This window comes from Thauera humireducens, assembly GCF_001051995.2.
Lineage (GTDB): Bacteria > Pseudomonadota > Gammaproteobacteria > Burkholderiales > Rhodocyclaceae > Thauera > Thauera humireducens.
Genome location: NZ_CP014646.1, coordinates 150,447 through 163,502, shown reverse-complemented (window position 1 = coordinate 163,502; position 13,056 = coordinate 150,447). Strand labels below are relative to the sequence as shown.

The following is a 13,056-nucleotide window of genomic DNA, read 5'->3' as shown; positions in this document are numbered from 1 at the left end:
TACGCCTATCTGAATCGAATCTTGTCGGCCACCACACCGGGCAGCCAGGGTTTGGCAGCAAGTACTGCCGTTTCCATCGGTGGCGAGAACAACGCCTGCGTCCACCAGGGTTCACGTGACACACCAGCCAGGCCGCCGATCAGCACGACGACGAAGGCCACCAGAAGCCCTCGGGCAATGCCGAAGATCGCGCCGAAGAAGCGGTCCGTGGCACCGAGCCCGGCCGCCTTCAACAACTGGCGCAGAAGAAAGCGCAACAAAGCCGCCAGAATCAGGACACCGATCACCACCAGCGCACCGCCGGCGACCTGTCGCCACATCGGCTCGACAATCAGCCCGACAAAGACCTGCGCTGCCTGTTCGTTATAGCGCCACGCCGCATACAGTGCGACCACCCACGCGACCACCGCCATGATCTCGCTGACCAGGCCGCGCCACATGCCGATCGCCGCCGACAGTGCGAGGATGGAGAGGAAAGCGTAGTCGAAGACCGTCATGCTCGTTCTTCAGCGCGGAGTCACAACCGTGCTGAAGCCCAGGGTCTTCAACTGTGCAGCCGTCTTGTCTGCCGCCGCGCGTCCGGCCACGGGGCCGACGCGGACACGCGTGACATTGCCTGCCTGCTCGGTGTAGGCCGGAAAACCCTGCTTCTTGAGGTCGGCGGTGATGCGCGCGGCCTTCGACGCGTCGCTGAAAGCACCGATCTGCAGCACGAAGGCGTCGCCGCGCGCCGGGACTTCGCGCCCTTCAAGCGCCGCGCGCGCGCGCGCAGCCTCTGCGCTTTCGGCCGCGGGCTTCGTCGTGGCCGGCGGTGTCCCGGATTGGGGCGTGGGCTCCGCCCGCTTGGGTTCAGGCTTCGGCGGCTCGGATTTTGCCGGAGCCGGCGCGACGGCCGGTTCTTTGGGCGGCTCGGCCTCACGCGGCGCGGGCGCCGCCGTGGATTCCTCTTCCTCAGGCGGCGGCGGGACGACCGGCGCCACCGCAGCCTCAGGCGCCACTGCGATCGGCCGGGCCTGCGCCGGATCGCGATCGGGGATCGTGATCTGGATATCGCCGCTGGCCGGGCGCGGCTCCTGGTCCATCATCATCGGCAGCACGACCGCAGCCAGCAACGCGAGCGCGACCGCCCCCACCAGGCGTCGCCTTGCGCGTTTCTTGATCTCGAGGTTCTCAGCGTCGCTCACGGAAAGTTCTCGTCAGTGCCGCGCGGCCTTCACCGCCGCCAGGACATCAGCCACCGTCAGGAAGGAGCCGAAGGCAAGGATTCTATCACCCTCGCCAGCCGCCTGCTGCGCCGCAGCAAACGCATCCGCAGGCGCGTCGAAACACCGGATGTCGGCCTCGACACCCGCGGCACGCAAGCGCTCGGCAAGCGCCTCGGCCTTGAGTCCGCGCGGCCCGGGCAGACCGGCAAGCAGCCAATGATCTACCCGCCCCTTGATCAGGTCGACGACACCCTCGACATCCTTGTCATTGAGCATGCCGAAAACCGCCCACGTCTCGGGATAGAAACCCATGCTCCCCAGGTTCTCGGCAAGCACGCCGGCCGCCTGAGGATTGTGCGCGACGTCGAGCACCACCGCGGGACGCCCCGGCAGCACCTGGAACCGGCCGGGCACATCGACCAGCATCAGCCCCTGGCGGATCGCCTGCATGGACACGGGAACGCGATCGCGCAGCGTCTCGAGCACCGTCATGACCGCCGCCGCATTGAGCAACTGGTTCACGCCGCGCAGCGCCGGATAGGCGAGCCCGCCGCGCTTGACCAGTGCCCCCCTGGCAGGCGGTGTTTCGTAACGCCAGTAGCCCCACTGCTGGCGATCACCGCCAAAGCCGAAGTCGCGCCCACTGGCCCACAATTGCGCCCCGATGGCCTCGGCATGGGCGAGCAGGGTTGCTGGCGGCTGCGGGTCACCGCACACGGCCGGGCGACCGGAACGGAAGATGCCTGCCTTCTCGAACCCGATCGCATCGCGACTGTCACCGAGGTAATCCATGTGATCCAGCGCGATACTTGTCACCAGCGCACAATCGGCATCGAACACGTTGACCGCGTCGAGCCGCCCGCCGAGACCGACCTCGAGGATGATCACGTCCGGTCGGGCCGCGCAGAAGACGGACCATGCCGCCAGCGTGCCGTGCTCGAAATAGGTCAGCGGCGTGTCGCCACGCACGGCCTCGACCGCGGCAAACCCGGCGACCAGCGCCTCATCGTCGACGTCCTTGCCGTCGATGCGGACACGCTCGTTGTACTTCAACAGGTGCGGCGAGGTGTAGCAGCCGACCCGGTAGCCCTCGGCCAGAAGGATGGCCTCCAGCATCGCGCAGCAGGAACCCTTGCCGTTGGTGCCGCCGACGGTGATCACCACCGCATCGGGATCAGGCCCGAGCGCAGCACGCACGGCCGCAACCCGGTCGAGCCCGAGGCGGATGCTCTGCGCGTGGCGTTGCTCGAGCAGCTGCAGCCAGCCATCAAGCGTCTGCGGCAGCGCGGAAATCGACGCACTCATCAGGCAGCGCTGGCGGCTGGCTGGCGCAGCAGGAGGCTTAACATGCGCGCCAGTTCTGCACGCATCTCGCGGCGGTCGACGATGACGTCGATGGCGCCCTTCTCGAGCAGGAACTCGGCACGCTGGAAGCCCTCGGGCAGTTTCTCGCGCACCGTCTGTTCGATGACCCGCGGACCGGCGAAGCCGATCAGCGCGCCGGGCTCGGCCACGACGATGTCGCCCATGAAGGCGAAGCTGGCCGAGACGCCGCCCATGGTCGGATCGGTCAGCACGGTCACGAACGGCAGGCGGCGTTCCGCCAGCCTGGTGATCGACGCGGTGGTCTTGGCCATCTGCATCAGCGAGAAGAGGCCTTCCTGCATGCGCGCCCCGCCGGATGCGGTGATGCAGATGAAGGGCACGCGCTGCTCATACGCCGCCTTGGCGCCGCGCACGAAGCGCTCGCCGACCACCGAACCCATCGAACCGCCGAGGAACTCGAACTCGAAGCAGGCGACGACGACCGGCACGCTCTCGATCGCGCCCTGCATGACCACCATCGCATCGGCCTCGCCCGTATCCGAGGTGGCCGTCGACAGGCGTTCGGGATACTTGCGCGAATCCTTGAACTTCAGCGCATCGACCGGCACCACTTCGGCGCCGATCTCGAACCGCCCTTCGGCATCGAGCAGCAGGTCGAGGCGCTGGCGCGCGCGCAGCCGATGATGGTGGCCGCACTTCGGGCACACGCCCTGGTTGCTGTCGAGATCGGAACGGTACAGGACCGCCTCGCAGGCGCCGCACTTGCTCCACAGCCCTTCCGGAATCGACGACTTGCCACGGGCAGCGCTGTCGCTGCGCTTGATCTTGGGCGGCAGCAGCTTCTGCAACCAGCTCATGGGGTTACTCCTTTCGCCGGCCCGATCGTGTCGAGCGCCTCGCGGATGCCACGCATGAATGTGGCGACCCGTTGTGCGGCCTCATCACGCGGGCTCTGTTCAATCACTTCGATGATGCGGCTGCCGATCACCACGGCGTCGGCGACGGCGCCGATGCGTTGCGCGCTGTCGGCGTCGCGGATGCCGAAACCGACGCCGACCGGCATGCCCACGGCCGCGCGGATCAGGGGAATACGGCGCGCGACTTCGTCGATGTCGAGCTTGCCGCTACCGGTCACGCCCTTCAGCGACACATAGTAGATATAGCCGCTGCCGACCGCCGCGACATCGGCAAAGCGCTGCGCCGAAGAGGTCGGTGCCAGCAGGAAGATCGGATCGAGACCCGCGCCCTTGGCCGCGGTCGCAAACGCGACGGACTCCTCCGGCGGATAGTCGACGACGAGCACGCCATCGACACCGGCGTCGCGCGCGGCACTCGCGAAGGTCTCCACGCCCATCGCCTCGATCGGATTCGCGTAGCCCATCAGCACGACCGGGGTGTCGGTGTTCTCGACGCGGAAGGCGCGCACGATGTCGAGCAGCTTGCGCAGGCTCATGCCCTGCGCAAGCGCGCATTCGGATGCACGCTGAATGGTCGGGCCGTCGGCCATCGGGTCGGAGAACGGTACGCCGAGCTCGATGATGTCGGCGCCGCCCTCGACGAGCGCGCGCATCAGCGGCAGGGTCAGCGCCGGCTCGGGAAAGCCCCCGGTGACGAACGGGATCAGCGCCTTGCGGCCTTCGCCTTGCAGGCGCTTGAAAACGGTCTGGATTCTTGACATGTCTCGATCACACTACGGGCCGCAGCGCGGCCCGTGGCAGGTTCAGAACTGGATGCCGGAACGCTCGGCGACGGTGTGCATGTCCTTGTCGCCACGGCCGGAGAGATTGACCAGCAGGATTTGGTCCTTGGGCAGCGTCGGCGCGAGCTTTGCCGCATAGGCCAGCGCATGCGAGGACTCGAGCGCCGGAATGATGCCCTCCAGTCGGCACAGCTTGTGGAAGGCCTGCAACGCCTCGTCGTCGGTGATGCCGACGTAGTCCGCGAGCGCGGCATCCTTGAGCCAGGCGTGCTCGGGACCGACGCCGGGGTAGTCGAGCCCTGCCGAAATCGAATGCGTCTCGATGATCTGGCCGTCCTCGTTCTGCAGCAGGTAGGTGCGGTTGCCGTGCAGCACGCCGGGACGCCCGGCGCTCAGCGAGGCCGAGTGGCGTCCGGTCTCGATGCCGTCGCCCGCCGCCTCGACGCCGATGAGCTTGACGCCGGGCACACCGATGTAGGGGTGAAAGATGCCCATCGCATTCGAGCCACCGCCGACGCAGGCGATCACATAATCCGGCTGGCGCCCCACCATCTCGGGCATCTGCACCAGGCATTCCTTGCCGATCACCGACTGGAAGTCGCGCACCATCATCGGATAGGGGTGCGGGCCAGCCACCGTGCCGATGATGTAGAACGTGTCGGCGATGTTGGTGACCCAGTCGCGCATCGCCTCGTTCAGCGCATCCTTGAGCGTCTTCGAGCCCGACTCCACCGGCACGACGGTGGCGCCGAGCAGCTTCATGCGGTACACGTTGGCGGCCTGGCGCTTGACGTCCTCGGCGCCCATGTACACCACGCACTCCATGCCGTAGCGTGCCGCCACGGTGGCTGTCGCCACACCATGCTGGCCCGCGCCGGTCTCGGCGATGACGCGTGGCTTGCCCATGCGCCGGGCCACCAGGGCCTGGCCGATGCAGTTGTTAACCTTGTGCGCGCCGGTGTGGTTCAGGTCCTCGCGCTTCAGGTAGATCTGCGCACCGCCGAGGATCTCGGACCAGCGCTTGGCGTGGTAGATCGGGCTCGGCCGGCCCACGTAGTGCTTGAGTTCGTATTCGAACTCCGCGACAAAGGCCGGATCGCTCTGGCAGGCTGCGTAGGCTTCGCGCAATTCGGCCAGGGCCGGCATCAGGGTCTCGGCGACGAAGATGCCGCCATAGGGGCCGAAATGCCCGCTCGCATCGGGAAACTGGTAAGGCGTATCAGCCATCTGCATGTCGAACTCCGGCGATGAATGCGGCGATCTTCACCGCATCCTTGATTCCCTTGGCGCTTTCCACGCCGCTCGAAACATCCACCGCCCAGGGGCGGACGCGGCGCACGGCCTCGACGACGTTGTCGACGTCGAGACCGCCGGAAAGCACCAACGGTCGCTCGAATCCCTCAGGAATCAGCGACCAGTCGAAAGTCTTGCCTCCGCCGCCATAGCCATCGACGAACGCGTCGACGAGAACGCCGCTGGCGCGCGGATGCAAAGATGAGAATTCTACCAGATCGACCCCTTGCCGCATTCGCGCTGCCTTGATCCAGGGCCGCCCGTGGCGCGCGCATTGCGCGTCGGTTTCGTCGCCATGAAACTGCAGCAGCTGCAGTGGCACGCGCTGCAGCACGGCATTGACCTCGGCCTCGGCAGCATTGACGAAAAGGCCGACCGAGGTCACGAAGGGCGGCAGCAGCGCTACAAGCTCTGCGGCCTGCTCGATGCCGACCGCGCGCGGACTGTGCGGATAGAACACGAAGCCGATCGCATCGGCGCCGTGTTCAACGGCTGCGCGCACGTCTTGCGGCCGCGTGAGGCCGCAGATCTTGATTCGGGTACGGGACATTCAGACGAGGGGAAGCTGGGGCAGCGCGATGATACGCCCATCGTTGGGGAGCGACCAGCGCGGCGGATAGCTCACGCCGCAAAGGTAGAGACCGTCGGGCGAGAAGGTCGGCGCCGCATGCGTGCGATCGCGCGCCAAGAGCAGTTCGTTCATCCATTCGACCGGGTAACGCCCCTTGCCCACATAAACCAGCGCCCCGACGAGGTTCCGGATCATGTGATGCAGGAAACCATTGGCGCGGAAATCGAACAGCAGGTACTCGCCCTGCCGCGCGACCCGCGCCTCGTGCATCACTTTAATGGGCGTCTTGGCCTGACACCCCGCGGCACGAAAGGAAGAAAAATCGTGCGTCCCGACAAGACAGGCGACGGCTTCGGCCATGCGCTGCTCGTCGAGTGCGGGATGAAACCAGCCGACCCGCCCCGCCAGCATCGCAGGCCGGGTCGGCGCATTGTGCAGAATGTAGCGGTACTGGCGCTCGGTCGCGAGAAAGCGGGCATGGAAGGTCTCGTCCACCTCCACGGCCCAGCGCACCACCACGGCGGGAGGCAGCAGCGCATTCACCCCACGCACCCACGCCGACAGGGGACGGCGCGCCGACGTATCGAAGTGCGCCACCTGGGCACTGGCATGAACCCCCGTATCCGTCCGCCCCGCGCAGTGCAGCCTGAGCGGCTCCGCGGCAATCTCCGACAGCGCGCGCTCGAGCACATCCTGCACCGTTCGCCCGTGCGCCTGGCTCTGCCAGCCGCAGAATGCATCGCCTGCGTACTCGACGCCGATCGCGACTCGCATCATGCCACTCCCCAACCTAGCGCGAATACGACGAGGACACAGGCGACCGCGACATCGCCACGGCCAAAACGCTCCCGTACAAGCTGAATCGGCGGCAAGGCTTCCTCCGCCGCCTCGTCCCGCAGCCACTCCTTCCAGTGAATCGGCGCTGCGCCGCGCGGCGACGCGTCGACGAACCGCAGCACCAGCAGCAACCGCAATGCAACGTCGCGAGCGTTCAGGCCGATCACTTGCCAGGGTCGGGCCAGACTGTACAGGCCTCCGACCAGTCGCTCGAGCGGCAGGCGTTCGAGCAGCAACGCGACCGCACTGACGACGATGACGAGGCGACCGACATGAACCAGCGCCATCGCGACGCCCTCGCGCGTCGGTGAGAAACCAGGCCATTCTGCGAGCAGCGCCTCACCCGGCGTAAACCACCCGAACAGCACGACGATGGCGATCGCCAGCACCCTGACACGCCGCAACAACCGGATCACGCGCGCCCTGGACAACATGAGTGCGCAGAAGAGGCAGGCCGTGACGAGCAGCCCGAGCACGGCGGACGGCACGAACTGCACCGACGCGACGCCGACAAACCACAACAGGAGAAGGAAACCGGAATGCATGCGCGTAAACGGCGAAGCCGCCGCGGGGCCTGGGCCCTGCGGCGGCAATGGAATTGAAGCTCAGGTCAGGCGGGCGATCATCTCGCGCGCGGCCGCCTGCTGCTCGGCGGAGCCATCCCGCACGACCTCCTCGAGCAACTCCAGCGCCCCCTCCTTGTCACCCATGTCGTCGTAGGCACGGGCAAGCTCAAGCTTGGTGTCGACTTCATCCCCACCGGACGCTGCCGGGGCATCGCCGAACTCGCTCTGGGGTGTCAGCTCGCCGAGCTGGGTGGCCTCCATCGACTGGGCTTCGGCATCGTCCGCTTCAGCTGCCGCGTCCAGCGAATCGAGGTCGAGGTCGATCGACGTCAGGTCCAGCCCGCTCGGCGCCGCGGCAGCCGGCTGGAGCGGCGTATCGATGTCGAAATCGAAGTCGAGCAGACTGCTGTCGAAGCTCGTCTTCTCCAGGTCAACCAGCGCCTCGGACGTCTTCCCGGGCTCCGAAGACGCCGCAATCGACTCCTCCGCATCCGACTGAAGCAGCGCATCGCTCTGCAACACGGTGGCGTTCATATCGGGGGAAGGCGCCCCGCCACCGAGGTCAAGGTCGGGCAGCTCGAAATCGAGTGCCGCTGCCAGATTGTCGTCACTGGCAACGATGGTGGCCGCAGAGGAATCGAAGTTCGCGACTTGCGGTTGCGCAGCGTCGAGTGCTGCGGGCGCCACAGGCGTTTCCGGCTCGCCGAGATCGAGATCGAACGAGAGACCGCCATCGCTGCCGGTCGTTGCGATCGAAAGATCTTCCGGCTCGGTCGAAGCAGCCTGAACGTCCTCCCCGAGATCGAGTTCGAAGTCGATCACGCCCGTATCGACCGGCGCAAACTCGTCGGCAGGCGTCTCGAGATCAACCCCGGCTGCGATCGCGGCACTCAAGCCCTCGAGGTCGGGCGCCGCACCGTCGGGCTTGTCACCCGCAAACTGACGCAGATCGCCCGGGACGGTCCATGTGTCGCGCATCTGCGACTGACTCGGCTCAACCGGCCCGCTCGACGAGAAATCCAGGCTGGACAAGGAGGCAGCCGGCGCCGCCTCTTCCAGGGTATCGACACGCGTCTCGACCCCCTCCGCCTGCGGCATCGAATCCGTTGCCTGAGGCGAAGTCAGGGCACTTGCCACGCCTGCCGCAGCCGCCACGCCGACGGTCGCGACCGGCGCGATACCCGAGGGCACCTCGGTGGTGGGCGCGATGGATTCGTCCGCACTCCCCTGCTCGGCATAGAGCGGGTTGTCGGCGTCGAGCTTGCGCCCCATGGTCGCTGCCTTGTCCCATTCGCGGCCCTGGCCGTTCGTACGGGAGAACAGTTCGGTCGCCACCGTTTCGAACTCGCGCGCACTCTTGCGCAGCGAGTAGATCTCGAGCAGCTTGAGATAGATCGCAAGCCGCGAAGGGTCTGCCTTCAGCGCATCCTGGAGGATCTCCTCGGCCTGTGCATCCCGGCCATAAGCCATATACACGTCGGCCTCGGCCACCGGATCGACACCTTCGTCCGCATCGATGGCCGAAAGCCCCGACTGGCTGAAATCGGTCTGGATGATGCTGCTTGCGCCGGTATCGACGCTCTGCCCACCCGTCGCCGAGAAGACGCCTGGACCGCTGGGCGCCAGATCGCCAACCTGCCCACTGCCGGACGCCGCCTTGCGGCGCCCGCGCAGCTTGAATCCCGCGTAACCCAGCAACAGGGCCAGAATACCTGCACCGCCGGCGACTACGGTCGGATCGGACATCATCGACTCGACCAGACCAGGCTCGGGAACGGGTTCGGGCGGCGGACGACGGACCGGACGCTTGGGCGCCGGCTTGGCTTCTTCCTGGGCGGCCTGGGGCGCAGACTGAACTGGCTCCGCGGGCGGCGCAGCCTGCGGCTCGACCGCCTGGGGCTCGACAGCCTGGGGCGCTCCAGCGGCAACCGGCGCAGCGGGCGCCTCCTGGCTGGCCCCAGCAACGGGCGCAGGCGCCGGCGGCGCCACCGCACCTTCTTGCAGCTGAGCCAGCGTGCCACTGCGCAGCTCAAGGAGCTTCTGCATGTCGCGCACGCTTTGCTCGAGCTGCCTCAGGCGGTCGTTTGCCTCCTCGAGCGCCTTCTCGCGCGTGGCGAGCTCCTCCTCGAGCGCCTGCAGCCGGATGTCGGCTTCGGTGCCAGGCGCACCCGCTGCCTGACTGCGCGAAACCTTGACCTGGTCGGCCGTCTCGGCGACCGGCGCGGGCTCCTCGACCTTGGGAACGATCCGACCGGCGCTTTCCTGCTGTGCTTCCTCAGCGACAACCGGCGCACGCTGCGCGGAAGCGGTTGCAAGGCTGCGGCGGTATGCTTCGAAATCGGCCGATTGCGCACGAATTTCGCGCTTTGCCTCCACCGAAGAAACGCTCAACGCTTCATCCACGCTCGGCACGTTCAGCACCGAACCCGCACGAAGACGATTGATGTTGCCGCCGTCAAACGCGCCCGGGTTGGCCCGAAAGAGGGCAACGAGCATCTGATCGAGGGTCACGCCAGGAGGCGTGTTGGCAGCAGCGATCCGCCGCAGCGTGTCGCCGCGACGAACCGTGTAGGCATCAGGGATCGCCGACGTGGCGGACGGCACCGCTGGACGGACCGCCGGCTGCAGTGGGCGCGCGGCAGGCGTGGCGGGCGCATCCACCGCCGCGGCCAGTGGCCGGGGCGCGGCAAGGTCAACGGGATCGAGCAGGAACGTGTACTCGCGCGCCATGCGCCCGTTGGCCCAGTTCAGTTCGACCAGCAGGTCGACGAACGGATCGTTGATCGGGCGATCGCTGGACAGGCGGATCACGGGACGCGAGGCACGCGTATCCACACTGACCCGGATGGCGGAAACCGCCGAGGAGTAGTTCACGTTTGCCTGCCGGAACGCCTCGGGAGAAGCGATACGAGCCGTCAAGGACTGCAGTTCCTGTGCCGTGGCACTGACCTGGATCTCTGCGCGCAAGGGCTGCCCCAGGCCGCTGAAGACGTTGATCTGCCCCATTCCTGCGGCCTGAGCCCCTAGCGGAATCGCGGCGATCGCGACAGCGATCACGGATGCCCTGAGCGACTTATTCATCGTGGTCTTCAAACTGCAACTCCCCCGAAAGCCAAGCTTTTTAATCATATGCATCATGACGTGGCTTAGGAATCTAGCATTTTCCCGGCCTTGGCGCATCAATCCGCGATGATTCGCAGTGTTTTGTCGTGAATTAGTTACGTGCACGCTGGAATGCCATCGAAAAGACAAAGGGGCCAGTGGCCCCTTTGTTCATCGGACGTTTCTCGTGCGCTCAGCGCTCGAGCAGGATGCGCAGCATGCGGCGCAGCGGCTCGGCTGCGCCCCACAGCAGCTGGTCGCCGACGGTGAACGCGCCGAGATACTCGGGGCCCATCGCCATCTTGTGCAGACGGCCGACCGGGATGCCCAGCGTGCCGGTGACGGCCGTCGGGGTCAGTTCGCGCTCGGTGATCTCGCGGTCGTTAGGCACGACCTTCACCCACTGGTTGGCGCCCGCGATGATCTCGGTGATCTCGTCGAGCGGCACGTCCTTCTTCAGCTTGATCGTCAGTGCCTGCGAGTGGCAGCGCATCGCGCCGATGCGCACGCACAGGCCGTCGATCGGGATCGAGCCCGGACTGCGGAAGGCCGGGTTGCCGAGGATCTTGTTGCACTCGGCACCGCCCTTCCATTCTTCCTTGCTCTGGCCGTGTTCGACCGGCACGTCGATCCAGGGGATCAGGCTGCCAGCGAGCGGGGTGTTGCGGAAGTTCTTCTTCGGGAAGCTGTCCGAGCGCATGGTCTCGGCGACCTTGCGGTCGATTTCCAGGATGGCCGAGGCCGGGTCGGCGAGCAGATCCTTGACCGAGTCGTGAATGGTGCCCATCTGGCTGATGAGTTCGCGCATGTTCTGCGCGCCGGCGCCCGAGGCCGCCTGGTAGGTCATCGCCGAGATCCACTCCACCAGGCCGTGCTTGAACAGGCCGCCCAGGCCCATCAGCATCAGCGACACGGTGCAGTTGCCGCCGATCCAGCTGCGGCCGCCCTTGGCGAGCGCGGCGTCGATGACGTTGCGGTTGACCGGATCGAGGATGATCACCGCGTCGTCGTTCATGCGTAGCGCGCTGGCGGCGTCGATCCAGTGGCCGTTCCAGCCGGTGGCGCGCAGCTTGGGGAAGACTTCCTTGGTGTAGTCGCCGCCCTGGCAGGTGATCACGATGTCGCAGGACTTCAGCGCGTCGATGTCCGTCGCGTCCTGCAGCGGCGCGGCGGCTTCCTTGCCGCCGAAGGACGGCGCCTTGCCACCGGCGTTCGAGGTGGAGAAATAGACCGGCTCGATGAAGGCGAAGTCGCCCTCTTCCACCATGCGCTGCATCAGCACGGAACCGACCATGCCACGCCAGCCAACCAGACCGACTCGATTCATGTTCATCACTCTCTACAAAAACGATTCTTCGAAAACCCTTGCAGGCGCATCAGCTTACAGCGCGGCGAGCACCGCGTCGCCCATCTCGCGCGTCCCAACCTTCCTGGTGCCCGGCTCGTAGATGTCGCCGGTACGGTACCCCTGGGCGAGCACCTTCTTGACTGCATTCTCGACGCGCTGCGCAGCCGCTTCCTGATTGAAGGTATAGCGCAGCATCATCGCCGCAGACAGGATGGTGGCGAGCGGGTTGGCCAGATTCTTGCCCGCGATGTCGGGTGCAGAACCATGCGAGGGCTCGTACAAGCCCTTGTTGTTGGCATCCAGCGAGGCCGAGGGCAGCATGCCGATCGAGCCGGTCAGCATCGAGGCCTCATCGGACAGGATGTCGCCGAACATGTTGCCGGTGACCATCACATCGAACTGCTTGGGCGCGCGCACGAGCTGCATCGCGGCGTTATCCACCAGCATGTGGGTGAGCTCGACGTCCGGGTAGTCCTTGGCGACTTCCTCGGCGATGTCGCGCCACAGCTGGGTGCATTCGAGCACGTTCATCTTGTCGACCGAGCACAGCTTCTTGCCGCGCTTCTGTGCCGCCTCGAAGGCCACCTTGAGGATGCGACGGATCTCGTACTCGGCGTAGATCATGGTGTTCCAGCCCACGCGCTGCTGCGTGCCGTTGACTTCTCGCGTCTCGATGCCGCGCGGCTGGCCGAAGTAGATGTCGCCGGTGAGCTCACGCACGATCAGGATGTCCAGACCAGCAACGATCTCGGGCTTCAGCGACGAGGCATTGGCCAGTTCGGGATACAGGATCGCCGGGCGCAGGTTGGCGAACAGGCCGAGATCCTTGCGGATGCCGAGCAGGCCGCGCTCGGGGCGCTGCTCGCGCGGCAGCGTGTCCCACTTGGGGCCGCCGACGGCGCCGAGCAAAACCGCATCGGCTTCGCGTGCGAGCTTCTGGGTGGCCTCGGGATACGGGGTGCCGGTGGCATCCACCGCGCAGCCGCCAAGCAGCCCTTCCTCCATCTCGAGCTTCAGGTCCAGGGCCTTCAGCACGCGCACGGCTTCCGCCATGATCTCGGGACCGATGCCGTCACCCGGCAGCACGCAAATCTTCATCGAATCGTCTT

12 protein-coding genes are annotated in these 13,056 nt (G+C 66.4%); all 12 read right to left on the bottom strand.

The window, feature by feature from the left end; all coding sequences use genetic code 11:
- Positions 1 to 5 precede the first annotated feature (5 nt).
- From AC731_RS00775 to leuB, 12 genes are read right to left on the bottom strand one after another with little or no spacing between them, the layout of a single operon-like run.
- Complete coding sequence (locus AC731_RS00775; protein WP_004259473.1) at positions 6 to 497, bottom strand: CvpA family protein; 492 nt, start codon at positions 495 to 497, stop codon at positions 6 to 8.
- Between the two features lie 9 nt (positions 498 to 506).
- Positions 507 to 1,184, bottom strand: coding sequence for an SPOR domain-containing protein (locus AC731_RS00770; RefSeq protein ID WP_004259471.1), 678 nt, complete (start codon positions 1,182 to 1,184; stop codon positions 507 to 509).
- A gap of 12 nt (positions 1,185 to 1,196) precedes the next feature.
- Positions 1,197 to 2,510 carry a bifunctional tetrahydrofolate synthase/dihydrofolate synthase gene (gene folC, locus AC731_RS00765; protein WP_048708670.1) on the bottom strand — a complete coding sequence of 438 codons (1,314 nt, stop codon included), beginning with the start codon at positions 2,508 to 2,510 and terminating at the stop codon, positions 1,197 to 1,199.
- Complete coding sequence (accD, locus tag AC731_RS00760; RefSeq protein ID WP_004259466.1) at positions 2,510 to 3,388, bottom strand: acetyl-CoA carboxylase, carboxyltransferase subunit beta; 879 nt, start codon at positions 3,386 to 3,388, stop codon at positions 2,510 to 2,512. The genes folC and accD overlap by 1 nt, the downstream gene beginning before the upstream one ends.
- Positions 3,385 to 4,209, bottom strand: a complete 825-nt coding sequence (trpA, locus tag AC731_RS00755; RefSeq protein ID WP_004259462.1) for a tryptophan synthase subunit alpha — start codon at positions 4,207 to 4,209, stop codon at positions 3,385 to 3,387. Before trpA ends, accD begins: the two co-directional genes overlap by 4 nt.
- Positions 4,210 to 4,251: 42 nt before the next feature.
- Positions 4,252 to 5,463, bottom strand: coding sequence for a tryptophan synthase subunit beta (trpB, locus tag AC731_RS00750; RefSeq protein WP_004259459.1), 1,212 nt, complete (start codon positions 5,461 to 5,463; stop codon positions 4,252 to 4,254).
- The gene (locus tag AC731_RS00745; RefSeq protein WP_048708668.1) at positions 5,450 to 6,073 is read right to left on the bottom strand and encodes a phosphoribosylanthranilate isomerase; all 624 of its coding nucleotides are present in this window, start codon (positions 6,071 to 6,073) and stop codon (positions 5,450 to 5,452) included. Before AC731_RS00745 ends, trpB begins: the two co-directional genes overlap by 14 nt.
- The gene (gene truA, locus AC731_RS00740) at positions 6,074 to 6,871 is read right to left on the bottom strand and encodes a tRNA pseudouridine(38-40) synthase TruA (protein WP_038011553.1); all 798 of its coding nucleotides are present in this window, start codon (positions 6,869 to 6,871) and stop codon (positions 6,074 to 6,076) included.
- Entirely contained in the window at positions 6,868 to 7,476 is a 609-nt protein-coding gene (locus tag AC731_RS00735) for a CbiQ family ECF transporter T component (RefSeq protein ID WP_004259449.1), read from the bottom strand. The genes truA and AC731_RS00735 overlap by 4 nt, the downstream gene beginning before the upstream one ends.
- Positions 7,477 to 7,536: 60 nt before the next feature.
- Entirely contained in the window at positions 7,537 to 10,749 is a 3,213-nt protein-coding gene (locus AC731_RS00730; RefSeq protein ID WP_237266577.1) for a motility hub landmark protein FimV, read from the bottom strand.
- Between the two features lie 43 nt (positions 10,750 to 10,792).
- Positions 10,793 to 11,926 carry an aspartate-semialdehyde dehydrogenase gene (gene asd / locus AC731_RS00725; protein WP_048710426.1) on the bottom strand — a complete coding sequence of 378 codons (1,134 nt, stop codon included), beginning with the start codon at positions 11,924 to 11,926 and terminating at the stop codon, positions 10,793 to 10,795.
- Between the two features lie 54 nt (positions 11,927 to 11,980).
- Complete coding sequence (leuB, locus tag AC731_RS00720) at positions 11,981 to 13,045, bottom strand: 3-isopropylmalate dehydrogenase (protein WP_004259439.1); 1,065 nt, start codon at positions 13,043 to 13,045, stop codon at positions 11,981 to 11,983.
- Positions 13,046 to 13,056 lie beyond the last annotated feature (11 nt).